This is a genomic window from Solwaraspora sp. WMMA2056, assembly GCF_030345095.1.
Classification (GTDB): Bacteria; Actinomycetota; Actinomycetes; order Mycobacteriales; family Micromonosporaceae; genus Micromonospora_E.
Genome location: NZ_CP128360.1, coordinates 5,335,490 through 5,361,011 on the forward strand (window position 1 = coordinate 5,335,490; position 25,522 = coordinate 5,361,011).

General features: G+C 67.5%; 12 protein-coding genes and 1 pseudogene. 6 read left to right on the forward strand and 7 right to left on the reverse strand.

Going from position 1 to position 25,522, the window contains the following annotated elements:
- Window position 1 precedes the first annotated feature (1 nt).
- Window positions 2-811, reverse strand: coding sequence for a hypothetical protein (locus tag O7608_RS24085; protein WP_289206755.1), 810 nt, complete (start codon window positions 809-811; stop codon window positions 2-4).
- 172 nt (window positions 812-983) lie between these two features.
- Here O7608_RS24085 and O7608_RS24090 point away from each other — a divergent pair, with 172 nt between their 5' ends.
- Window positions 984-1,850 (forward strand): SGNH/GDSL hydrolase family protein, encoded by an 867-nt coding sequence (locus O7608_RS24090; RefSeq protein ID WP_289206756.1) that lies wholly within the window; start codon window positions 984-986, stop codon window positions 1,848-1,850.
- Here O7608_RS24090 and O7608_RS24095 read toward each other — a convergent pair.
- Window positions 1,810-4,266: a low temperature requirement protein A gene (locus O7608_RS24095; protein ID WP_289206757.1), complete on the reverse strand. Its 2,457-nt coding sequence runs from the start codon at window positions 4,264-4,266 to the stop codon at window positions 1,810-1,812. The genes O7608_RS24090 and O7608_RS24095 overlap by 41 nt on opposite strands.
- Before the next feature lie 233 nt (window positions 4,267-4,499).
- Between O7608_RS24095 and O7608_RS24100 the strand changes: the two genes are divergently transcribed.
- Window positions 4,500-5,273, forward strand: a complete 774-nt coding sequence (locus O7608_RS24100) for a hypothetical protein (protein ID WP_289206758.1) — start codon at window positions 4,500-4,502, stop codon at window positions 5,271-5,273.
- Window positions 5,274-5,348: 75 nt separating this feature from the next.
- Here the strand turns inward: O7608_RS24100 and O7608_RS24105 are convergent, their stop codons facing one another.
- Window positions 5,349-7,322 (reverse strand): phosphatase PAP2 family protein, encoded by a 1,974-nt coding sequence (locus tag O7608_RS24105; RefSeq protein WP_289206759.1) that lies wholly within the window; start codon window positions 7,320-7,322, stop codon window positions 5,349-5,351.
- A 151-nt stretch (window positions 7,323-7,473) separates the two neighbouring features.
- Window positions 7,474-7,614 (reverse strand): hypothetical protein, encoded by a 141-nt coding sequence (locus tag O7608_RS24110; RefSeq protein WP_289206760.1) that lies wholly within the window; start codon window positions 7,612-7,614, stop codon window positions 7,474-7,476.
- Window positions 7,615-8,250: 636 nt separating this feature from the next.
- Between O7608_RS24110 and O7608_RS24115 the strand changes: the two genes are divergently transcribed.
- From O7608_RS24115 to O7608_RS32205, 3 genes and pseudogenes are all read left to right on the forward strand, one after another.
- Window positions 8,251-9,090 carry a helix-turn-helix domain-containing protein gene (locus O7608_RS24115; RefSeq protein ID WP_289206761.1) on the forward strand — a complete coding sequence of 280 codons (840 nt, stop codon included), beginning with the start codon at window positions 8,251-8,253 and terminating at the stop codon, window positions 9,088-9,090.
- A gap of 2 nt (window positions 9,091-9,092) precedes the next feature.
- The gene (locus tag O7608_RS24120; RefSeq protein WP_289206762.1) at window positions 9,093-9,311 is read left to right on the forward strand and encodes a DUF397 domain-containing protein; all 219 of its coding nucleotides are present in this window, start codon (window positions 9,093-9,095) and stop codon (window positions 9,309-9,311) included.
- A gap of 521 nt (window positions 9,312-9,832) precedes the next feature.
- Window positions 9,833-9,946, forward strand: a pseudogene (locus O7608_RS32205) (transposase); the annotation flags it as partial.
- Between the two features lie 615 nt (window positions 9,947-10,561).
- Here O7608_RS32205 and O7608_RS24130 read toward each other — a convergent pair.
- From O7608_RS24130 to O7608_RS24140, 3 genes are read right to left on the reverse strand one after another with little or no spacing between them, the layout of a single operon-like run.
- The gene (locus O7608_RS24130) at window positions 10,562-11,065 is read right to left on the reverse strand and encodes an SUKH-3 domain-containing protein (RefSeq protein WP_289206763.1); all 504 of its coding nucleotides are present in this window, start codon (window positions 11,063-11,065) and stop codon (window positions 10,562-10,564) included.
- Entirely contained in the window at window positions 11,062-17,949 is a 6,888-nt protein-coding gene (locus O7608_RS24135) for a polymorphic toxin-type HINT domain-containing protein (protein WP_289206764.1), read from the reverse strand. Before O7608_RS24135 ends, O7608_RS24130 begins: the two co-directional genes overlap by 4 nt.
- Window positions 17,950-18,001: 52 nt before the next feature.
- On the reverse strand, window positions 18,002-24,409 hold the full coding sequence (locus tag O7608_RS24140; protein WP_289206765.1) for an NIDO-like domain-containing protein: 6,408 nt from the start codon (window positions 24,407-24,409) through the stop codon (window positions 18,002-18,004).
- Window positions 24,410-24,829: 420 nt separating this feature from the next.
- On the opposite strand from O7608_RS24140, the gene O7608_RS24145 reads away from it, so the two are divergent.
- Window positions 24,830-25,447 carry a helix-turn-helix domain-containing protein gene (locus tag O7608_RS24145; RefSeq protein ID WP_282227952.1) on the forward strand — a complete coding sequence of 206 codons (618 nt, stop codon included), beginning with the start codon at window positions 24,830-24,832 and terminating at the stop codon, window positions 25,445-25,447.
- Window positions 25,448-25,522: the final 75 nt, after the last annotated feature.

The window sequence follows — 25,522 nt, forward strand, 5'->3', positions numbered from 1 at the left end:
GTCACCACGGTTCGGGGATGACCAGCGCGAGGCAGCGCTGGGTCCCGGAGGTGGGCTGGTAGCAGGCGGAGGCCTCCAGGTTGTAGGTGTGGTCGAAGCGGCTGAACGAGGCGGTGCCGCCGTTGGTGCAGGTGCCGCCGCTGGTGGTCGTGCCGCCGGTGACCCGGCCGGTGGCGCAGCCGGCCGACGTGGCGGTCTTCTGCACGGTGTTCAGCGAGGAGCGCTGGTCGAACGACTGGTGCGAGCCGTACCCGACCTGCGTGACGCCGGGGCGGGTCACCGTGTACTGGAACGCCGTCGACGTGTAGTAGGACCAGCTGGCCCCGGTGCCGACCGTCCGTAGCTGCGAGTCGCTCGCCGAGCCTGGAATGTGCAGGTAGAAGCCCTTGTCGTGGGTCGAGGTGCCCTGCACCATCCGGTAGACGATGACCAGTAGTCCCTGGCTGTAGTTTCCGGTGCTGTAGTTCAGGCTGAGGCCGCTGCCGCAGATCGTCTGGTCGACGGGGTACCCGACGCCGTTGGCGTAGAGCATCACCCTCGCGCAGCGCCCGTCGTTGGCGGTGTCCTGGATGGTCCCGACCGTGTTCGAGGTGCCGGAGTAGTCGGTGGCGTAGCCGGTCAGGCTCACCCCGGGCAGGGTGCCGGCGTACTGGTAGGCGTTGGGATGGTAGTAGCTCCACGACGCCGACCAGCCGGTGCCCGAGGGCAGGGCCAAGGCGGGCGCGGCGGGCAGCAGCGCGGCGGCCACGGCGCCGACCAGCGCGGCCACCAGGGTCGCACCGATCGATCGTGGCCGGATTCGTTTCCTCATTGGTCCTCCCGACAGTCGACGTGGACGGTCGCCGATGTCGACAACAGGGTGCCGCAGTCACGCCGCCGACCGTGCCGATCGGTCGTGAAGCGGACAGCGGTCCGTTCGGGGATTGATTAACAGCGATGGTCGACGCATCCTGCTGCTAATTCGGATTCCTGGGGAGGTAGCCGTGATCCTGAACCGTGCCAGACATCTCCGCCGTACCCTCACTCTGTCCGTCTCGGCCGCACTGCTGATCACCATCGCCGCAGCACCCGCCACCGCCAACGCAGCCGGCACGACCGGCGCCACGTCCGCCACCGACGACCGGCAGTACGTCGCGCTCGGCGACTCGTACTCTTCCGGAGTCGGCGCCAAGCCGTACATCGACGACGACTGCAAGCGGAGCACCCATTCGTACGCCGCCCAGTACGCCGCCGCGCACCCGACGATGTCGTTCGGCTTCGCGGCCTGCAGCGGCGCGACCACCGACGACGTGATCGCCCACCAGTTGGGCTTCCTCGGGCCGGACACCAGGCTGGTGACCATCACCGTCGGTGGCGACAACCTCGGCTTCACCTCCACCTTGGAGAAGTGCATCGACGCGCTGCACGACAGCACCTGCAAGGCCGCCGTGGACGCGGCCGTCGCGATCATCAACACGGCGCTGCCGGGCGACCTGAAGCAGGTGTACGGCGACATCCTCGCCAAAGCCCCGAACGCCAAGCTGGTGGTGCTGGGCTACGCGCAGCTGTTCGCCCCTGACTTCTGCTTCGAAGCGCCGCTGGATGAAAATCGGCGGGGCTGGATCAACGACGCGGCGGTGCAGCTCAACCAGGCCATCGAGAAGACCGCCAAGCCGTACGGGGTGTTCGTGCCGGTCGACGACCTGTTCGCCAAGCACCGGGTCTGCAGCGACGTCCCGTGGCTCAACGGCGTCACCGCGCTCAAGGATGCGTTCCACCCGAACCTGGACGGCTACACCGACGGCTACCTGAAGGCGCTCGACGGGGCAGTCACGCCGGCCGGTGCGCGGAACCGGATCGCCGCCGGTTAGCCAGCGCCTCGGCCACCGCGAAGGTGACCCCGAAGCCGGCCAGCAACACGATGTTCCACAGCACGGGCAGCGGTGCGGTCACCGGCGCGAGTACGGCGACCAGGACCGCACCGCTGATCCGGTAGCCGCTGACCCGCCGCCAGACCCGCCACCAGAAGGCCTGGTTCGCGACGATGTACACGACCGGGCCGACGAAGAGCGCGTAGTGGCCGAGGGCGTGTGCGCGGGCGGTCACCAGACTGCCGTGCAGGATCAGGGTCTCGCGCAGGCCGAACGCGAACAGGATCAGCCCGGCGACCATCGGCAGGTGCAGGTAGGTGTAGGCGTCGCGGGCCAGTTTCGCTCGCTCCTCGCCCTGGGAGGCTTCCAGGGCGTCGTGGGCGAGGCCGGCGTCGGTGTGGAAGTAGGACCACCAGATGGTGCAGATCCCGACCGCCGCGGCCGTGAGGACCGCGACCAGCAGTACGGAGGTCGCCTCCTGCGCGGCGGAGAACCCGAGGGCGATGATGGTCTCACCGAAGGCGATCAGCATGATCAACGCGTACCGGTCGGTCCAGTGCCGGACGGTCCGGATCCGCCAGCTGCGTACCCCGGTCCGGTAGTTGCCGAAGATTTCGATCAGGACAGCGACCAGCCAGATCGCCGTGATGGTCACATCCGTGGGTCGATCGTCGGGCACGGCCAGGTCGAGCACGATGCTGCCGGCCAGCAGCGCCAGCGCCAGCCCGCTGGGCAGCGCACCCTCCAGAAGCACCGCCGGCAGTTCCGGCTGTTCCCGGGCGACATGCCGGATCAGCGCGGCATGGACGAGCCGACCGGCGATGTACGCGGTCACCACGACGCTGGCACCGGGCAGTCCCCCGGGAACCTGTTCGAATGTCTGCGGTAACGCGATTCCCAGCACCAGCGTCACCGCCATCACGCCGATCATCGCCAGGCGGACCGGGACGGTGTCGCGTCGGATCGCGTGGGTCACCCAGCAGAAACTTGCCCAGGCCCACCACAGCAGTGCCAGCAGGATCAGTCCCTGCAGCACCCCGAGCACCGAGTTCTCCCGCACCATCAGGACGGTGACCTGGATGAACGCGAACACGAAGACCAGGTCGACGAGAAGTTCCTTCGGGGTGGCCCCGGTGATCTTGGCGGCTTCCTGGTCGGCCCGCTCGTGCAACCGCAGATGTCGCCGACGGAACACGGTGCGGTCGGCAACGATCATCGCGGCGGCTCCGACCAGGAGCAGCCCGAGCGAGGCCAGCGGCGGGGTGTGGGCGGCCAGCGGCAGAAGCACCAGCAGGAACACGATGCCGACGATCGGGCTGCGCCCGAGCATGCCGACGGCACGTCGCTGGAATGCGATCAGCCCGGCGAGGTAGACCATGACGCCACCGAACAACAGGACGGTGCTCGCGGCGCGCCAGGGATGGTCGGTGGTGCCGGTGGCCGAGGCGACGACGTGTTTCAGGCTGAGCGCGAGCACAATGAGCCCGCAGATCATCGGCAGGTGCAGGCCGCTGTAGGCGTCCCGGGCGATCCGCGACTGGTCGGATCGGGGCAGCCCCTGCATGGCGTGCTCGGCGACGACCTTGGCGACGTCGAAGTAGGTCCACCAGAGGACGGCGACCACGGCGATGCTCAGCGCCGCGCCGACCAGCAGTTGCCAGGTGATCGGCCGGTCACCGCTCAGGCCCTGGCTGATGCCGACGGAGATCACCGTTTCCCCGAGCGCGACGAGGACGACCAGGCCGTGCCGCTCGGCGAGGTGCCGGCTCGACACCACCTGTGCGTTGCCGCTGCTGACCACCCGCAGCGCGCTGAAGTTGATCACGACGACCAGGGCGAACATCGCGGTACGCACGTACCGGTCGTCTATCGGCAGGTCGAGTCGCGGCGGCAGCCAGACCGCGCAGGCCAGGATCAGTCCGGCCGGCAGGTAGGTCGCCCACGAGGCGATCACCGGGCGCCGGCCGGCGGGTCCCTGCGACCAGTGCAGGATGCTCAGTACCACCATGACGGCGTAGATGATCGTCAGGTAGCCGGTCGCGACGATCAGCGGCTCGATCACGCCGCCCGACTCGGCGGTGAAGGTGCCGGGAATCGCGACGCCCATGATCAGCAACGTGGTGGCGATCCCGAACACGACAATCGGCATCAGGCCCTTGTCCGGGTAGACGACGTTGCCGAGCCAGGCGCAGGAGTTCCAGCAGTGCCACAGCATCAGCACCACGAGGATGCCCTCGACGACCCCCAGCCAGTGCAGCTGACTCGCCATCAGGCTGGTGACCCGCAGGAAGGCGAACACGAAGAACAGGTCGATGAAGAGCTCCATCCAGCTCACATCGCCGGCGGTCCCCTCGGGGCGTAGGACGAGAAACCGTCGCCGCCGCAGCTCGGGCGGCGCCGGACCCCCGTCCGCCATGCCCCTACTGTGCCGACCGGGCCGGGCCGTGGCGGTCGGATCGGAAAAATTCACCCACCCGCGTCCGGGTCGGCGGTGGCCGCCGCGTCCAGTCGGCGTCCATTCATGATCCAGTGATAGTTGGGACGCTGACCAAACCCGCGACCTGCGGGAAAACGTGTGTCCCGGCAGACATTGTCAACACAGTGGATGATCGTCCGGCCGGGACGGCCGTCGGCCAGAAGGGGAGATTGATGAGACGCGTCCTGCTCCGCCGTACCGTTGCCGCCGTCGCGGCGGTCGTGGTCACCCTCCCACTGGGTGCCCGCCCCGTCCAGGCGTTCGACTTCACCGCGATCATCGGTGCCGCGAAGGCCGCCTACGAGCTGTACAAGGAGTACAAGGAAGGCCAGTCGCTGGACGACGCCACGGACAAGATCATCAAGACCATCAACGACGCCAGGACCGACATCCTGGCCCAGGTCGACCGGCTGGCCACCGCGCCGGCGAAAGCCTGCGCCCGCAGCGCGATCATCGACTTCAACGACCTGCCGAACTTCAACCAGACCACCGTGCAGGCGTACGCGCGGGACACCACCGCCTGCGTGACGCTCATCGACAGCCTGCTCGAGGTCGTCACCGACAAGGCCTCCGCCGACCAGCTCGGCTTCACCCTCAACACCGTCGGGCCGCTGGCCCTCACCGCCCGCGCGCACGCCGGCTTCAGCACCTCGTCACTGCTCGAGCAGGTCGTCGACAGCAACGACACCGTGCTCAGCACCCTGAAGCCGACCTGCACGACTGCCATCAAGGGGCTCAACGGCATCCCGCAGAACGGCGCGGTCTACACCTGGGAGACCAGGTGCACCGCCTACGACGGCAAGGTCGTCAGCACCAGCAAGCGCATCGCGTACCCGCCGACGACGAACCCGTACGACGTGCCCGGCACCACCGCCATCGTGATGCGCCACACCAGCCACGCCCAGGCCACCGCCGTACTGCCGGTCCTGCGGGCCACCCCCGCCTGACCGCCGTCCGTCCGGCTCAGGTGACCGACCGTGCCGCCCCGGCCATCGCCGGGGCGGCACGGGTCACGCCTGCGCTCAGGCGGTCTTCAGCAGCCGCACCGACACACCAGTGCCGGTGTGGAACGGCTCGGCGGTGTAACCGTCGAGCCCGGTCACCGTGACCGCGCCGAACGTGCCGACGAGCTTCGCCGCCCGCAGCACCGGCACCGACACGTTCGCCGCCGGCGGCCGCTGCGGGTCCAGGGCCAGCACCAGGGCCGCCCGGCCGTTCAGCGTCGCCGTCGCGTCGACCACCAGCGGCGGTTCACCGCCGTCGGTCAGGTTCACCGACAGGGTGGCCTGACCGGACTGGCTGTACTCGCCGCGTACCCGGACCTGCCCGGCGGTGCGGTCCAACCGCAACGTGCCGCCGCGCAGCTCCGCTGGGCCGTCGCCCAACGCCCGCTCCGACGCCGCGACCAGGGTGCCGTCGACCAGCCGGGTGCCGCCGGTGTAGCTGTTCGCCCCGGTCAGGGTCAACGCGCCGGTGCCGGACTTGACCAGCATGCCCTCGCCGTCGATGTCGTTGCGCCAGGCGTCGGCGGCGTGGAAGCCACCGGCGGCGGCGTCCATCGTGACCCGTACGGTGCGCCGCAGCGACCCGTAGCCGTCGGCGGCGGCGAACAGGTTCAGCCGGCCCCACTGCTCCGGGCCGTCCAGCAGCGGGTAGCCGCCCGGCAGCCCGGTGCTGCGCAGCACCTCGCGGCGCTGCTCGGCGTCCAGGTACGGCAGCCGGGTCTCCAGCAGCGTCTCGGCGCCCTTCGGCACGGTGAACGGGGTGTCCTTACGCGCCTGCGGCAACATGTACGTCAGCCGGGGCGTCACCTTCGCCAGGTTCGCCGCCCGGTCGGCGTACGGGTCGGTGTCCGGCCCGGCCGAGTGGGCGTACGCGTACAGCGTGTCGGCGCTCGTGCCGGTGGCGGCCTGCAGATACTCGGCGGCCTGGTGCCGGGCGTCGGCCTTGAGCTGCGCGTACGCCGGGTCGGCGAGCACGGCGGCGGCCAGTGCGGTGGCCAGGATCCGGCCACCGATCACGTCCACCGGCGAGTGCATGCCGGCCACGATCCGGCTGTCCGCGACGTCACTGGCCCGGGCCAACAGCTCCTGGAACCGCTCCGGTACGGCGTACGCGAACGCCAGCGCCGCCAGGTAGGCGGCGTTGGCGTGCCCGCTGGGGAAACCACCGTCGTCGGCCGGGTTGTCGGCCCGCTGACGCAGCAACTGCGGCACGACGGCGGTGTTCGCCGCGTACACCGGCACACCCAGCACCGGGATGCCGCCGGTCTCGACCACTTTGCTGTCGTCGGTGAGCCGCCACGGCCGCGGATACTGGTAGGTGGACTTGCTCGGGTTGCTGGAGGCGTGCGGGCCACGGATCGTGTTGACCAGCTGCACCACCGTGCCCAGCGCCGACGAGGTGGAGCCGGCGCCGAGCGACGAGCCGGCCGGCGCGTCCGGCGGCAGCGCGTCGCTGACCCGCCCGTCCGGCACCCCGTCGGGGGCAGCGGTGATGCCGGTGACGGCGAGCGACCCCGCCAGGTACGGCTGCGTCAGCGGACCGAGGCCGCTGATCGCGCTGTAGCTCTGGTGCTGCCGGTCGAAGATGTACGCCTGCTTCGCCTCGACCTCGGTGCGCTCCTCGCCCACCTTCACCACGTACCGGATGTTGGCCCGCAGCACCTCGGCGCTGCGCGGTACGCCGTTGTCCCAGTTGCTGCCGGTGGTCCACAGCTGCTCGAATCCGGCGAGGATCCGGACCGCCGCGTTGGTCTGCGGGGTCCGGTTGGCGCTGGTGTTGGTCAGGTAGTCGTCAACGAACGGCAACCCGGGGTAGCTGGGCGCCGGCGGCACGTTGCCGGCGGCGGTCGCCGCTGCCGTGCTGGTCGCGGTGGCCGGGGCGGCTGTCGCCGGCCCGGCGGTGAGCAGGCTGCCGGCCACCGGTAGGGCGGCGAGGGCGGCCGAGCCGCGCAGGAAGACGCGGCGGTCTATCGCATGGTGCTGTGCAGTCATGGCTGCTGACCCTGGCCAACGCCGATGAACGGCGCAGGGCCGGTCAGCGAACGGTCGGTGGACTCAAGCGATCGTTAGATCCAGAAGTGACGTGTCTCCCACTGGTACGCCGACCACCGGTGACCTGGTGTGATGCGCCAACGCCGATCGGCTACCTCACCGGGTTGGCCGGCGATGGCGGGACGGTGGTCAGCTCGCCGCACTTGGGGCACCAGCGGCTCTTGACCCGGATCGAGAACAGCCCGGCGAGGTAACCGAGCACTGTGGCGCTGGTCAACGCACAGATGTCCATGATCGTCCGCCTTCTCTCTCGGAGGGGATGGAACGTCTTTTCTACGGAGGGGATGGAACGGGGTCGGGCCGGATGGTTGCCGCCACCGGCCCGACCCCGGCTCTCACCGCCACCAGCCCATGAACCGCCAGTAGGCGTCGCCGCAGCGGTCCTGCGGCAGGTCAGTCATCGCGTCCAGCAGGCACGTCGCCAGGTAGACCGACAGCGACACCCGCGCTCCCGCGTACTCGGCCAGCAACTCCCGCCGCCGCGTCTCGCACGGCCACGAAAGGCCACAGCCAGCGCAGATCCAGCTCGGCCGGACAGGACGATGCGTCGTCAACGCGTCTCCCCCGGCCAGTGACCCCGGTTGATCGGAATCCGGTGCCGCGCCCGGCAGGGCAACACCGACCCGCACCGGCAGATCCGCCGCCACCTGCGCCAGGACCACACCGGCCGATGCCGGCGAGCCAGCGTCACCGCCACCGCCACCAGGTACGAGTCGTACGTGACACGCCCAGACACACGACCTCCCGCAAGCCCGAACCGCACTCCTAATTTGCAAGTCCAAAAACGATGGTACGTGTGAGGACACACTTTGGGAACCCACCCGGCACGTCCCACACCCACCGGGACAGCCGTCAGATACTCACCACCATGGTCAACCCGACGATCCAACGCCGACGCCTCGGCAACGCCCTCAAACGCGCCCGCGAAACCGCAGGCAAAACCCAGGACGACGCCGCCAAGATCATCGACTCCTCAGCCAGCAAGATCAGCCGACTCGAACTCGGCCAGTCCGGCATCCGCCAAACCGACCTCACCCTGCTCCTCGACTTCTACGGCGTCACCCGCGATGACGCCGAACCCCTCCGCAACCTCGCACGAGCCGGCCGCCAACGCGGAAGATGGAGTGGCTACCGCAACGTCATCCCCGACTGGTTCCGCCAATACCTCGACCTCGAAGCAGACGCCACCCACATCCGCTGGTACCAACCAGAAGTTATCCCCGGCATCCTCCAGACCGAGCCCTACATCCGCGCCCTCAACCAACGCACCCACACCGACGACCTCGAACGCCAGATCTCCGTACGACTCGAACGGCAGAAGGTCATCGACCAGCCCGACAGAGCCCACCTCCACCTGATCCTCAGCGAGTCAGCCCTCCGCCGCACCCTCGGCGACCCAGCCGCCATGCACCAGCAGCTCACCCACCTCGCAACCCTCGCCAACCACCCCAACCTGACCATCCAGGTCTTCCCGTTCGACGCCCCCACCTACGAGACCTCGTCGTACAACTTCATCATCCTGCGCTTCGGCGAGGAGATGGCATCCGAAGTCGTCTACCTGGAGACCCTCACCGACGCCGACTACCTCGACGGCCCCGAGGCGGTCCGGGCATACACTCGGCTCTGGGAACGACTCACCGCCGCCGCACTCGGCCCGGTCGAGTCCCGCACCCTCATCCAGCGGATCGCAGACGACACCAGAGGCTGACCATGAACACATCCCACCCCACCTGGCGCAAGTCCAGCCGCAGCGACAACAACGGCGGCGCCTGCATCGAAGTCGCCAGCATGCCCTCCACCACCGCAGTCCGCGACAGCAAACACCAGGCCGGGCCAACCCTCGCCTTCACCACTCCCACCTGGACCAGATTCATCGACGCGATCAAGGCCGGCGAACGCGGAGCGCTCACACCGAAGTCGCTGGGCTAGGATCTGCTCCACCAAGTCCAGAAGCGGTCCGGCCGAAGCCGGACCGCACACACACGCCACGGCCCACGACCCCGCGCGCGCACACCGGTGACACCACGCCCCAGAACTCGACGAGCTTCCCCGGCTGCCGCCGTCGGTTGCTGCCGCAGCACTACGCCGAGCGCTGCCCCGGCATTTGCCGACCGACACCAATCTCGCTAAATGGCAGCGGCAGTACACCGGCACGGCGGGGCAAGAACGCGCAGGTCGCGGTATACCGGCACAGACGGACAACCCGATCCGGCGCGCGGGGGCGCTGCGGCCATGGTCGACAACCCGGACCTCAACCGGCGCGTAGCCCAGTTCCTGCTGAAACAGAACAGATCGCCGGCCGCGTCGTTGACGCGATGATGGCCAAAGACGTCCACGGCATGAACGCCGCCGCTCAGGAACTCGCCGACCTCAGCACAGCACACCAAGACCTCGCCGAGGACATCGTGAGGTACAAGGCCAACGCCGGCATCGAGCCAGTCGACGCCGCACCCCTGGCGGTGACCCAGACGTGTGTCGTGCACCTGCTGCGGGCGTCGTTCCGGTACGCGGCCCGTCAGCACTGGGACGCAATCGCGAAGGCGTTGCGGCCGGTCTACACCGCGGCACAACGCGTCCCACAGGTGCCCCATCCGCGAACTGGTGATCTCCAACGGACCGCCCGCGTCCGGACTGTCGTCCAGCCCCAGGTCCAACTCGCCCTGACCAGCCGCCAACCGCTGCCACGCGACCGACTTCAACACCGCGAGCTGTCTCGTGGGTCTGTAAGAACAACGGGCAAGACACACGGAGAGCCGTATGCGGGGCCAACTCGCACGTACGGTTCGGGCGGGCGGCCAGCGGAAACGGACCAGGAGCAATCCCGGCACCGCGCCACTGGCCGACCCCACGAGCGCCCGGCTACGCCGGGCCGCGCGCACGCGCTCAAGGCCTACGGCCCCGCGCGCACGCCCATCAACCCGAACCGCGAGAAGGCGGCGGAGTCGGCCGATCGAGGGCCAAGGCCGTGACGATCCCTCCACCCCGGTCATCCCACAGCAACCGGTTCCGGGGATCGACGCCGCACCGCTACGCGGCACGCCACCGAACATCCGTCGCGACGATCCAGCTATCGACCTTCCATCACGGTTCGTCGATCCGATGCGCCGCTTGACGGCAACCCACGCGCACACCCAGGTCCGCCAGCACTCGCATCATCACCGAAAGTAACCTACAGACTTTCAACTCCCGTCCGGCGGCCATGGCTTTGCCCCCGGCGTGAGAACCTTCAAACAGATCAGGGGACGATTTGCGAGTAGGGCGAGGTTAATTGCTTCCTCTACTGTTTTGCCAAGTTCCCAGATCCACCCCAGCCCAGTCGCCACTGTCCAACCGCGATCATCGACGAACACGCTTGAAGAGCTAATCCACTCGCCAAGCGGGTACCAATTGCCACCGAGTGCCTCATGCAGCTCTTCCGCCAATAAGTGATGTCCGAAGCCAGCATCGATCGGTTCAAAATTGAGCGGTTCGCCGTTCTCGAAATTCGGTCCTACTTCGTTGACCGGCTCCACCGACAATCCACCGAAGGCCTGCAGGGTGCTTCGCGCCGGTTCATTGATGTGGTACCCCTGCGCAGCAAGTAGCTCAATCCACTCCGAGACATCCACCTGCCGATTCTCGTGCCAACCAGCTCCTCGGAGAGCCGACAAGCTCTCCGAGGAGATTTTATCTAGATCGATCACCCTGGCCCTGCCTCGAATGAAATGTTTAGACTCTTAAGAAGCGGATTGCAAAGCCGTCTACATGGGTAGCCGGGCGTACCATGAACCGGCGCATTTGGTGACATCGAATTTCGAGTCTGCACTACTTGCATCGATCCCCCGGTTATTGCCGATGGACCTTCAGCTCGGTATGCCTGAATAAGACATCCCACCTCGGCGCAGCCACCGTGATGCCCGGCTGCTTGAACTGCGTCCCGGAGTTCCGGCATGTTTTCTAGCTCGCCGGCCGTTCCGTGCCTATTCGTGCTGTAGTATTTCGCACCCGAAGGTGATGTGTATTCCGCTGCGAACTTGGTGCCCGGCTGGTTCCGGACACTATCAGCGAAATCCTCAAGTCCGCAGTTGTGCACCAGGACCGGTGTTGTGCCGGCGAGCACATAGTACGTGTGGATGTCGGCGACGGTGAGGTTGTAGACCGTAGCGGGCCGCTGGTAGGCGACGATGTCGATGGCCCGCAGGCGGGAGCCGTCCGGAGCCAGCAGCTCGTCACCAGGCCGCAGCATGCTGGCGTCACGCCACGTCGCCTGACTGGCCACCCAGAACGGGTGGCCGTCGGTAGCAGTAATGACCTGGGATTCATGTCCGTCGCCGACCGCGACGGTGATCTCAACCAGGTCCTTGTCGCCGGTGCCCTCGATCGTCGCGGTTACAGCCTTGACTGCCGTCTCACCGGTCTCTGGATCACTCGCCACCACCCGGTCGCCGATCTCGACGTCCTCGATCGGCTTACGCGAACCGTCCGCCAACAACACGAGCGTACCGGGAACGAAGCTGTTCCCCGTTTCGCATTTGTCCGGCTTCCCCGGACCCCTGCCACCCCCGGTGCCGGAGCCAGATCCGGAGCCGGCGTTGGTCGTCGTCGGCTTTCCAGTTGAGCCACCAGCGGGCGCGTCCGGTGATTGGGCGCCAGTATTCGGCTTCACCGTCGGACCAGGCGCATCAGGCGTGGAGGAACCTCCGAAAATCCTCCTAGCAAGCCCTCCGCAGACGCGGGAGGGGCAACCGGGGGTTAGGAAACCGACAGTCGCAACCGCCGCACCGCGGAAATCACCGTTGAAGAGCGCCTCGCCAATCAGGTACGCATCGTAACCAGTAGAGATTCCACGGCACAGTACGCTTAACGTACAAATCGTTTCATAAACAAGCTCTTCCTGCCAGCTCGGCGGCGGACCCATCTTGATGACTACCGAGCTTTCATATCGACCCGCGTCTGCCTTCGCCTGACAACTGTAGGGGCCGGTGCCGTTGCAGTGGGTCGTCCGCTGTGACGCCATGTCACTTCCGTGCGCACCCGGGCCCCAGCCAGCGTTGTTGCCGTTGAAGTGGGGGTCACTGCCGACCATGAAGTCGGTGTAGATCAACCCGGAAGGGTCGCTGTACGTGATCGGGCTGTTGTTCGCGTAGCTGTAAGGGTTCCACTGCTGGGGATCGGTCAGGTCATGGACCGGGTCGACGCTGATGAAACGGCCGGCAACCGGGTCGTACTCGCGGGCGCCCAGATGCGTCAGGCCCGTGTTGTCGATGGTGCCACCGACGAAGCCCTTGCTGTTCGGCCAGGTCGGCACCGCGCCCCGTGGCGTGCCGTACGGGGTCTGGCGGCGGACGGTCAACGCCTGACTGACCGAATCGACTGCAATCGACGACGTGCCCTGGTGGTCGCTGGCCAGCCACGACAACCCGTTCGCGGTCCGTGATCCGACGGTGGAGCCTAGGTGGCTGTAGTAGCGGGTGGCGCTGGTCGAAGTCGTCGCCGAGTTGTAGCGGATTTCTTGACCGGGCAGGTAGAGCGTCTTCCCACCCGGATCACGACGGATCAGCCGGTTGCCGTCTGCGTCATAGAGGTAGCTGGTCGCTCCGCTGCTGTCGGTGGAGTTGGTCAGCCGACCCTCGGAGTCCCATCCCAAGGTCTGCGTGCCGGAGGTGGCGGTCGGCCGAGTCGCGGTGTTGCCCGCCGCATCGTAGGTGTAGCTGCCGGTCTGCGCCCCAGTCGTGGAGGCCAGGGCGTGTGGCCTGACCGCGCCCGCCGCCGGGTAGTTGTACGTGGTGGTGGCGGTGCCGCCAGTGGTGTGCACCGACTGGGTGCGGCGGTTGCCGATGCTGTCGAAGGTCCAGGAATGCCAGTACGGTGCGGGGCCGCCCAGGCCGGCAGCGGACGGGGCCGTGGCGCAGTCCGCCGAGCTCGGCGTCCAGGCCTGAGTGAGCCGACGCAGGTGGTCGTAGTTGAAGCACTGGGTGTCGTCGACCGGATCCTGGGCCTCGTCCCGGATGCTGGTGACGTTGCCCGCGTGGTCCTGGGTGTAATGCAGATCGGCGATCGTGTTCGGTGCGACGGTGTCTCGCGCGGTGACTGCCCGAGTCAGCCGCCCTGTATCGAGTTCACGGGTGAACGCCTGCCACACGCGGCCACCGGCGATGTCGTCGGTGTCGAGGGTGATCTGAGTGGGCTCGCCGAGCGCGTTGTAGCTGGTACCGGCGACATACTGGCTCGACACGCCTCCGTACAGCGTTTCAAGCTTGGTCGGCAGACCGAGGCTGTTGTAGCTGTACAGCAGGGTTTCGGCCGGCAGGTCGTTGTTCGTCGACGGGAGGCTCAGCGACGCCAGGGAGTCGTCAGGGTTCCACGTCAGGAAGGAGTTGTAGATGCCGCCCAGTCCGGTCTCGGATGTGGGGATGGTGATCTGGGTGCCGGTCGGCTGGTAGCTGTCGGTGTAGCCGGTCACCCGCACCTGGTAGAGGGAGCCGCCTTCGATCCGAGTGGACTGGGTCAGCGCACCCTTGAGGATGGTGTCGTAGATCCACTGGGCCCGCGTTGTGCTGCCGATCTGGTCGTCGTAGACCGCTCGCTTGCGGTTCAGCGGGTCGTACAGGTAAGCGAGCTTCTCGCCGCGCGCGTCGGTGCTGGTAGTGACCCTGCCTGCGTTGTCGTAGGTGAAGGTGCTGGTTCCCTTGTCAGGGTCGACGACCTGGACCTGCCGGCCACGGAAGTCGTAACCGTAGGTCCAGTTGTTGCCGAGATCGTCGGTGACGCGCTGCAGCAGCCCCTTACGGTTGTAGTGGTACGTCGAGGTGTCCCAGCTCCCAGCGGTGCCTGGGGTGGGCGTTGCACCGTGATACTGACGCAGTTCGACGGTGCGTCCGTGGGTGTCGGACAGCGTGGAGGTCGCGGTCCCGCCCGCTGGTGGCGTGACGTCGACCCGGTCGCCGGCGTAGTAGACGCTGGTGCGCCATCGCTCGTCGGCGTAAGGCTGGAAGACCGCCGCCCGCATCCTCCCGGCGCCGTCGTAGACGGCACGGGTCTGGGTGTGCACGAACGCCGCTTCGGTCGCGGTGAAGAGGTTTATGCCAGGGCCGGCGCTCCCGTCGTGGTAGGCGCCGTACTCCTTCACGACTCGGCCCGCGCTGTCATAGAACGTGTCGGTCAGGATTCGGCCGCCCGACGGCGACGGAGTCTGCGTCTGCCGGGGTCGCAGCAAACCGTCATACAGAGAGTACGACGTGACGTAGGCGCCTGCGGCGTTGAGCCGCGACGTAGCGATCGTCGTCGCCGCGTTGTTGCGCACATGGTAGGCATACGTCGCACTCGCCGACTGGGTCGCCTTGTCACGGCCTGGCAGCCAGAGCGACGTCATCCGGCCGATGCTGTCGTACACCATGTCCGTGCGTTTGCCGTTCGGATCGACGGTGGCAATCGGCAGCCCCCAGGCGGGTGACACCGTCGTCGAGGTGACGTGCTGCATCGCGTTGGTGATGGTGACCGCCGTAACCGGCCCGCCGGTCGTCGGGGTGTAGGCGGTGGTGGTTTCGGAGTTCATCGCGTCCCGCACGGAGGTCGACCGGCCGTGGGCGTCGTAGCTCGACTGGCTCACCGTGACGAAGGTCGGTGCCCCGTTGTTCCAGGCCGACATCTCGTCGGCCCGGGTGGCCAGACCCCGGGTAGGTGCCGTCTCGAACGCGTTCCCGTCATACAGGGTCCGCATCTCGCCCAGCACGTCGGCCTCGACAAGAGTGCCGCCGGTCGCACCGCAGCCGACCGCGTAGGACTGCACCCGATGTGGACGGTCCATCAGCCAGATCGCATCGTTGCGGGGTGTGTAGTCGAGCTTGGTGCACTGCTCGTCCCCGGTTACGTTCACGTCGCCGTGGTCATCGACGGTCGCCGCCATACCGTACGAGTCGTAGGTCGCCACTACCCGGGTCGACCGCTCGCCCCGGCCAGCGTCCAAGGCCGTGTAGTGCCGCACCGAGCCGACCCGGGCGAACCGGGCCGTCACCGTTTGTCCGTTGATGGTCCGGGTAGCGGTGACGGGCGAAGCCCACGGATCGTTGACCTGCCGGGACACCACCGCGCCGCCGGGCCCGTTCAGGGACCTGGACTCCCGGGCCAGGCCGACGTACCAGTCCTCGTCGTTGATGCCGTCGACGGTGACCGTGCGGGTGCCGCCGGCCGGGCCCGCCCGGTCGCCGTGCATGCCCTGGAAGAAGCGCGTCTCGGTGTAGGTCTGCTCGCCGGGGTCACCGACGGTGACGCCTACCCGCTTGAACCCGCGGTAGCTCGACCAGGTCCGGGTGTCCGGGTCAATCAGCCCGTCGTCGTCGCTGTACCGCCAGGCCGCGCCGTCGAGATAGCTGTACGAGTAAACCGTGCGTGGGCTGCCCTGTGGCGGCACCCCACCGGTGTGGTCGGTCTCGTAGATGGTCTTGACAACGTACTTGTGGAACCAGTCGGTCACCGGCTGCTGATAGCCCTCAGGGGTCCAGATCACCGGATAGCAGAGGCGGGAGTTGGTGTGTGGCGTCGGCGTCTGCCCCGCGACGCAGTCCTCCTCGGAGTACGTGATGTTGGTGGTGCCGCCGCTCTGGTGACGGATCCGCGCGATGCGCAGCCAGTTCATTTCCGGTGCAAAGTCGTTGGTGTCGACCCGGTTTGCGAGCTGCACCTCGGTGAACTCGATCGCCGGCATGCTGATGGCCGCACCGACAAGACCTGTCTGGGTGATCGTGGAGAGCCAGAGTCCTGCCCGGGTCGCGTCGCCCGGATCCGGGAAGGTGTGCGTGAGGGTCCACCGCTCGACGTTGTCGTACGCGCCGCCCGAGCGGACCTGGGTCGTGACGCTGGCCAGCCGTTTGGAGATCCAAAAGGTTGGCGAGAAGATCCCGGTGCACGGTGAACCCGTGCACTCCGAGTCCCAGGGGGTGTCTGGCCAGTGCGCTTCGTCACGCACGCCACAATTGCTCAGGCAGCGATCCGCTACCGCGAAGTCGACCCGCGACGGGGCCGGGGTGGCGAAGACCGAGTCGACCCCGCTGACCCGGCGCGTGCCGTAGTCGATCCGGTCGAGCCAGCCGCCCCGGTCGTAGCTCGCCGCGTCAGTGGCGACGAGGTTACGACCGTACCGGTTCGTCTCCTTGCTGTACCAGTAAGAAACGGAATTGCCGTGCAGGTCGACAATGTAGTCGAGGTTCCACCGCCAGGTTTGCATGCAGTGTGAGGCAGCGAAGGTGGCGGCACGGCACGGCTCGTTCGGGTCGTTGCCGAAGACCGGGACGTTCCAGGCGGAGTTCGTGACCGGATTGCCCGATGCCCAGCCCGGCAGCCGGTTTGCCCCGAACCAGTACTGGACGCCGTCTGTAGTGGTGAGTACCCAGTACTCGCCGTTGTTGTCACCGTTGGTCGCGCCGGTCTTCCGTTCGATCCGGGAGCCGTCGTCGTTGCGCAGATGCCACCGGCTCTCCTGCGCGTTGTAGATCAGTTCACCGCCGCGGCCGAACATCGACAGGACGGCGTTGTCGGTCTCCCAGCAGAGGTCGCCGGTCTTGACAGTGTTGTTCGCCTGCCCACCCATGTCGTTGGCGCACGCGCGGTACCGCCGCTCGATGAACCCGCCGCCCGAGGTGTCGAATCCTTCGCCGATCCACGACGGCTGGTTGTTGGAAGCCGCGTGGCGACCGTCAACCGACTGGGACGAGTACGCCAGCGATACCGATGGGGCCAGACCGCCGGCTGCCGGCGGCACCCGCATAGGATGCGACCAGCTGAAGGTACCGGAGTTGCCGCCGACTGCCCAGGTCGACGACGGCAGAAGCGAGGTCGCAGCCAGGTCCCCGGCCGGGCCCGAAGGTCCCGCTACCAGGGCGACCAGACTGCCGCTCGCCGCCAGCGGTACCGTTGCTGTCACCGTCGTAGCGGCCAGGTCGTTGCGGCCAGGCAAGGCGTTGCCGGCGCAATCTCCCGATGCGGATTTCATCGCACAGTCCGGCATGCTAACCAGCCGCAGCCGACTCGCCCAGTCCGCGCCGTACGCTGTGGCGAACGCACCGTAGTCGACGCTGACCGACACTTCACCGTCGGTTGCCTCCCCGTCCGGGGCGAGCCGAAGTAGTACTCCTCGGACACCAACACGCGCGGTCGTCGTTCGGTCCAGCACCTCGACCCGCACCCGCTCAGGCCGATTGCCCGCAGACCGGGCCGACTCGTCGCCGGTCGCAGTCACCTGCACCGGCAGACCGCCGGGGCGCACCGTCGTGTCTCCCCGAGCCGCCACCAGGTCCGTGACGGCGACCCCGCCGTCCGGCCAGACTGGTGCCGGTTTGCTGCTGGCTGGCGGCAGCGGCTTGGCCGGGTCGGGTTCGTCCGCCGCAACCGGGGTGACTGGAACGCTTGGCACCTCCTCGACCGCCGGTGGCTGGGCTGGCTGGGCCGCCTGCGCCGAAGTGGCAGATGGCGCCTGCACCAGCAGATTCGCGGCCAGGACACCCGCCAGTGCAGTAGCGACGATCCGCCGAAGTTTGTAGGCCGGGCTACGCCGGACCAGTGGCAGCGAAAATGGGAGCAGGTGTTCCTGCACCGCGACCTCCGGGTCCTCAGAGGGATGGATCATACGATTCAAGTCAGTGCGATCAGGACGTGGGGGCGGTAAATCGCAGTCCCACTCCGGGCCGGAGCACGGGTTGCCGGTACGTGTACTGGATCGCGGCGGTGCCGGTGGCGTTCTCGATGCCGATCGTGGCGCCGCCGCCACGTTCGAGGAACGTGCCGTCGTTGTCGATGTAGGCGAAGCTGTAGCCGCCGGCTTCGTCGATGATGGCCTGGAAGGTGACCCGGGTACGCGGATCCTCGTACGAGTGGACGTTGCGCCACTCGATGACGAACTGCCGGTTCGGTGTGGTGCCACGCACAGCGGTGCGGACACTGGCGTTGCTGTCGACAACCCAGTCGTGCCAGAACGGGTACAATGCGGCGTTGGGTTGCTCGGCACCGGCGGGTGACGGGATGGGCCACGCGTCCGGTGAGGACGTCCCGGGGTTGATGAAGCTGACCAGTCCGTTGATGTCCACCCAGCAGGTGGAGTAACTCTGACCGTAGAGGGTCACTGGGAATGGAAGGGCGACCGAGGTGTAGGTGTCGTCACCAGTCAGCGACAGCACGGTGCCGTTGGCGGCGGTGTAGGTCACGGGTAGTTCAGTCAGTTGGTAACCGCCGCCGGTCGCGGTGACGGCCAGGCCGAAGTCGGCGGTTGCCTGAGTGTTGGTCCCGACCGTCACCTGGCGCGCGTCCGAGCCCCGGCAGGTGCCGCTCGGCAGGGTGACGATCACCGCCCAGGTACCGGCCGGAACCGCAGTGACCTGATAGGTGCCGTTGGCGGCGGTGGTGGTCGTCTTGTCGGCAACCGCAACGGTCGCTCCGGCGACCGGTGCTCCAGCACAGGTGACGGTGCCGCTGACGCTGCCCAGGCCCGGAGGGTTAGGGGTGAACGTGACACCCTGGCCGGAGGCGAGCCACGGCTCACGGAACAGGTACTGGAAGCCGATGGATCCGTCGCCGTTCTCGATCCCGACGGTGCCCTCACCGCCACGTTCGATCGACTTCGCGGGGTCGATGTCGGCGTAGGCGAGCCTGATCTGACCGTTCTCCTGGAAGATGGCCTCGAAGGTGGCCCGGGTGTTGGTGTCACCGTAGATATGGACGTTGCGCCACTCCACGACCCATTGCCGGTTCGGGGCGGTGCCGCTGATCCTGGTCGCAATCCGGGCCTGAGAGTCGACCACCCAGTCGTCCCACAGCACATAAACCGCCGCGTTCGGTGAGCCCTCCGCCGCCGGTGACGGGATCGGGCCCGGCCAGGAGCCGATCCAGCCGAAGTACGCCGGGTCCTTGAAGCTGATCAGGCCGTTGGCGCTGATCCACGCCGACGTGTACGACTCGCCGTAGAGCTTGACCGGGAATGGCGGGTTCTTCTGCCATACCGTCTCGTCGCCCTGCCATCCCTCGACGACGTCACCGGGGATGAAGGTCTGTGCACCGGCGGTGCACTTGTAGCCAAACTCATCGCCGTCGACCATCACCGACAGATCCACGTCAGAGATGCCGCCTGGATGGTTGATCGTCTCGCGGGCGTACTGGCCGGCACACCGGTTGTCACCGGTGGACGCCGCGACCCGGTACTCGCCCACCGGGACCGCGGTGAACTGGTAGCTTCCGTCGGCGGTAGTGGTGGCGCTGCGGTTACCCGGGTTCAACGTCACCGTCGCCCCGGCTACCGGGTCACCGGTAACCGCCGTGGTCAACACGCCCTCGACCGTCCCATTAGGGGCCGGGGTGTAGATGATCGAGCTGTTTGCGGTCAGCGCCGCCTCGTGGAAGGAGTACAGCGCAGCGACTGTGCCGGAGGCGTTTTCCAGCCCGACCGTCGCCGCCGCGCCCTGCTGGACCGGAGTCGACATAGCCCCGTAGTGGAATGCGATCCGACCATCCTCGTGGAAGATGACCTCGAAGGTGATCCGTTGGGCGTTGGTGGGCCGGAATCCAACGTTGCGCCACTCGACCACATACGATCGGTTCGGTGAGCTGCCCAAGGTCTGGGTGCGGATGCTGGCTGACGCGTCGACCTCCAGATCGTCCCAGAACGGCGCCACGACAGCATTCGGTGCGGCGGCGGTTGGCATCGTCGGGTTCACCCAGGTGTCCGGCTCGCCGGACACGCTGCCGAAGCTCACCAGGCCATTCGTGTGCACCCGCCCACTGGTGTACGTCTCGCCGTGGAACCGTACCGGGAATGGCAGGGTGACCATCGTCGCCGCGTCGTCACCGGTCAACCCGAGCACCGTCGATGCGGCGACGAAACCGGAGCTCCCAGTGCTACACGCGTATCCCATGCCGCCGTAGTCCGGACCCAACTGCAGGTTACGGACCAGGTCGGCGAACAGCTCCACCTGCTGGCTGGCCACGGCACCGCACCGCCCCGGCATCCGCACCGCCACGGTGTAGCTGTCCGCTACGAGTCCGGTGAAGCTGTACGCGCCGCCGGTGCCGGTCGTCGTACTCAACCCGGTCGGATCCAGGGTCACCGTGGCACCGACCACCGGTGCGCCCGAGGCGTTGGTCAGTGTGCCAGTCAGGGTGTGCAGCTCCAGTTCGCCGACGGCGTCCGGTCGAGTGAACGTGATCGCCTTGCTGCTTGCCAGCACCGGCTCGGTGACGGAGTAGCGCAGCCGGTCCTGGCCGTCGGGTGCCTCGATCCCGACGACCGCGTGTGCACCCCGCTCGGCGGCGTTGTCGAGTTGATCGTAGTTCGTGGTCACGGTGCCGTCGGGGGCGAGGAGCACCTCGAACGACAGCCGCTGCGCGGTGTTGCCCTTACGGTGCACGTTGCGCCATTCGACGATGAACCGCTGGGAAGCGCCGGAGCCGGTAGTCGCGGTACGGATACTCGCCGAGGCGTCGACGACCAGGTCGTCCCAGAATGGTGCCACCGCTGCGGCTGGTGTCGCCGGTGCCGGCTGCTGACCGGTGTACGGGTACGAGCCGCCGGGGTCCGTGAAGGAAAGCAAGCCGTTGGTGTCCACCCACGCGCTGCGGTACGCGCCGCCGTAGAACGGGAACGCGAACGGCAACTGCACTGTGGCGACCGCGTCATCACCGGTCAACGCCAGTGTGCTCGACGCCGCAGCGAACGCGGTGGTCTGTTCCGTGCAGGTGTGACCCAGATCGTCGCTGACCGCTGAGAGGAAGATGTCGAAATTGATGCCCTGTCCGTCGATCTCCAACGGATCGCTGGACACCTCGCCGCATCGGCCGCCGAACGTGGCGGTGACGGTGTACGCGCCGGGGGCGAAGCCTGTCACGAAGTAGCTGCCGTCGGCATTCGAGGTCGCTTGATGGTTACCGGGATGCAGCCGGATCACGACGTCGGCCTGTGGCAGGAAGAACTGGTTCCACACCGTACCGGACAGGCTGGCTGCCGACCCGACGGTAAACGCGCCCTGGTTAATGTCGCTGATCCGATTGCCGTCGTCCACCGCGACCGCGTAGACGGGCCGCTCTCCCATTGCGCCGCCGACGTCGATAGTCACGGTCGCGGTGCCACCCGCCGTGGTCGCGTTCACCGCGCTGTCTAGCCCAGCGCCGTCGACGCTGTATCGGAAGCTGGTGACGTTGGTGTCGCCGCCGGCGTCGAACCGTACGGTGAGCTGTCCGCCGGCGGTGGCGTCGTTGCCGTTGGGGAAGGTGACGACGGGCGGCAGCGGTACTGCGAGCTCCGAGAGGTTCGCCGGGGTCTCCATGAAGTTGTAGAAGCGCACGTTGTCGACAAGACCGGTGAAGAAGCTGTCGTCGCCGCCGTTCCACTTGCGTTTGCCAACGGCGACATCTGTCGTAGCGTTGAACCCCCCGACGAGGGTCGCAGTTGCCGTCTGGAGGACGCCGTTGACGTAGAGCGTCATCTGTCTTGTCGAGGCGTCGTAGACCCCGGCGAGGTGGGTCCACCGGCCAGCGGTAGGTGCGGCGTTGGACAGCACGCTGTACAGCGCGGGGTTGTCGACGTCGGCCCCGGCCATCGTGAATCGCCAGCGTTGGTTGCCCCCGGCGTAGCCGAGGTGATAGGCAGACGCCCGGGAGCCGTTCGCGCTGACTACGGTCTGCAGGCCAGTTCCGGTGGTGGAGTCGATTCTGACCCAGGCGGCGATGGTGAAACTGACGTCGGTGCGGACCTGTGTCGAGACACCGGTGTCGGGGTGCGGCGTGCTGAGCGCGCCGGCCCTGGTGGCAGCGGCGGTGCCCGGCAGCGACAGCGCCGTACCTATCCCGGACCGGCCGGCGACCCTGGTTGCCGATGCGCCGATGGTCAGGGCGTTGCCGTGGCCGGAGACGTCGGTGGCGGTTGTCCCGGTTTCCTCGAACGTCCACTCGGCGGCCGGACCGGAACCGGCCCGGACGCTGAAGTTGTAGATGACCGGGGTAGAGAACCGCCCAGCGTGGTCCTTCGACCATATGTACAGCACGTTGACGCCGTCGCGCACCGGCGCCAGGGTGATCGACGCGCCGTAGTCCGTCGTCCGCGCCGGCACCGTCTTCGCAGCCGTCAGCACACCCGAGTCGAGGCTGTAGGCGTACTCCTTGACCTCGTACGGCCGGACGGTCGGTGCGGCCACGGAGAACGTGCCAGGGAGGCCGACTCCGCCGCGTGGGACACCATCGTTGGGGTAGTTTGTGGAGCCGACGTTCGCCGGTGGTGGCGGTGGTGTCGCGTCGACGGTGAACTCGCAGGTGCCAGACCACGCTCCATGGTGCGAACCGTCCCAGGTCCTGGCCTGCCAGACGTAGCTGGCCCCGTCGGTCAACCTGCCCGACGGGATCGCCCGGGACACCGTCGATGGGTTTCCCGCAGCCTGCGACACCTTGTTCGATTCGGTCCGCGTACCGCCCACCGGCCACCAGTAGAAATCGGTCGTCAGCGACTGCTGGTCGCTGTCCGGGTCGGAGTGCCTGGCGGCGAGGATCGGCGTGGTCGTCAGCACGTACGGCCGTGACGCCCCGGTGGCGCAGGCCTTGCCGTCGGACTTGCGGTCCGCCAGCGCGTTCGGACTGGTGTTGTAGGTGATGGCCAGCTTCGGCGACGAGTGGTTGAAGCGCTTCCACTGATTCTTGGTGCCCTCGTCGACGGCTCGCAGACCGACGGTCAGGTTCGACCATTTGCTGGACGCGGCCTTCGCCACCATCGACGTCACGTTGAACTCGATGGTGCCGGTGCCCAGACAGCCGTGCGCCGCCCCGTACTTGCGGTTTCCCGATGTCTGTGCCGTGTAGCTGCCGTTCCAGGTGGGCTGGTTGTTCCACGTCGTGCTCGAGGAGATCGCCCCGGTCAGCCACAGTTTCGCGTTGCTCTTCGGACTACACGTCCACGCATGCCGCTGCTCGATCCGGAACTCAGCCTTGACGATGTGCTTCCCGGACACCTTGGAGGTGTTCATCCGGAAGAACGACCGGATGATGTAGTCGCTGCAGCCGGAGCAGTCCTGGGTACGGCCCGCACCGGCCGACCCGTACGTCGAACCGTTGTACAACGCCGACGAGTTCTGCCAGAACGAGCTCGCCTTGTACTTGCTCCACACCGTCGTCCACGCGTTGCTGACGATCCCGCCGGTCCAGGACGGGTCGATGTAGATCGGCAGCTTCGTCCGTGGATCAGCCAGCATCGCCTTGTCCGGCAGGATGGTCACCGAGTCCTCGTTGACGCGGACCGGCATGACCGCCCGATGGGCCGCCTCGGGGATGGCGGGCTGGTCGGGCGCAACCTCGGCGGTCGACGACTCATCCAGCTGCCGCTGCTGCTCTGCCAAGTCCGGTTTGCGCTGCGGTGCGGACTCGCGCGTGTCCTTCTCCCGAGTGGCACTCTCCGCTGCCGCGTCGGTTTCGGCCGCCGCGGACCCAGTGGAGTCCCACATCAGAGGTGCAGGCGCGGCGAACACGACGGCGCCTTTGTCGTCACGGGCGGCCAGCCCGCCCGAGGCGGTCGCGCCCACCGTGACACCCTTGGTCTCCAGTCCGAACCGCAGCGACGCCAGGTCCGGGTGCGCCGCCGCCTCGCGGGAATGCACCACCAGCACCTCGGAGAAGCCCAGGGGCTGCGCAGTCACCTGTAGATCGACGTCAGGCAGTACGTCGCGGTAGATTGCGGTCGCACCCTCCAGCTCGGGTTTCGGCAGCCGGGACGGCCAGGTCATCGCCAGCTCCCGCTCGCCGTCGCGGAGCCGGGCAAGGGGGGCATCGCCGCCTCCGGAGAAGACCATCGGCAGCACCGTTGCCCGTGGCGCCACGCCGTTGGCCGTCATCTTCAGGGTGGTGTCGACCGGCACCCACGCGTTTCCCTTACGGACCCGCGCCGGCTCGATGGTCTGCTCCAAGGTCCGCGATCCGTCGACGTTGACGAAGGTCTGTGTCCACTCCGTACGCTCGGCGAGAAGCTCGACCCGCCGGCCACAGATCTCGACCATTCGCGTCGCCGAGGCGGCGTCTGCCTGCTCATCCACACAGGCCTGTGGCGGAGAGCTGGTTGGAGTAGCGGCCACGCGTGCCGGCACCGCCAGCCCTGTCAGGGCTACCGATGCGGCCACTGTCGCGGCCCAGTATCGCCGCGAACCGCCCATGCGCACGCCTGCCATCCGGCACCCCCGTGATTGACGCCAGCCAGTGTCCGAACTGTAAGGGCCCTGAACGATCGGCGTAAATGCCCGTCACAAGCTGCAACCACAAAGCGGACACGGCATACACATTCGTCGCCAACGGGTAACGAACAGTGAGCACAACGAACAACTACTCAGCGCTACGACCCCGAAGCCCTCCTCCACGACGTCCGGTCGGGGTTCCGGTCGGGGCGGTTAGTTCGATACCATCGAACAAGAATTCGGTGCGGCCCGGCGGGCGGTCCGCCTCACCCCCTGGGAGGTCCGGTGCGCAGGTCAGACCGCGTCGTCACCGACGGTGACGTACGTCAGGATCTGGTCGGCGCCCGGATGCGCCAGTTCCGCAAGGAACAGGGGCTGACCCTGCGCGGTCTGGCCGGTCGGGCCAATCTGTCGATCGGCTTCCTGTCGCAGGTCGAGCGGGGTGTCTCGTCGATCGGGCTGACCGCGCTCAACAGCGTCGCCGCCGCCCTGGACCGGCCGGTCGCCGAGTTCTTCAGCGAGGAGCCGCCCGCGACCGCCGAGGACCCGCAGGGCAACTTGCCGGTGCACTTCACGCTCACCCGGGCCGACAACGGCGCGACCGAGTACGTCTCCGGTCAGCAGACCTATCGGATGCTCTCCGACCGTGGCCCCAACCTGGTGCTGGAGCCGATGCTGGTGCACATCGCGCCGGGCGGGCGCCGCGAGGAGGCGTACGGGCACGCCGGCGAGGAGTTCGCCTACGTCGTGCGGGGCGAGCTGCTGTACGAGGTCGACGGGGTGGAGCACCGGCTCTACCCGGGCGACAGCCTGCACCTGCGGTCGAACACCCCGCACCGGCTCTACAACGACACCGACGAAGTGACCACCGTGGTCTCGGTGGTCACTCCCCGGTTGTTCTGACTCCGCGCACCGTCGCCGGTCGGCGCCGGAAACTGCCCACTGCTGGGCATCATGTTCACTGTCACGTAATAATTC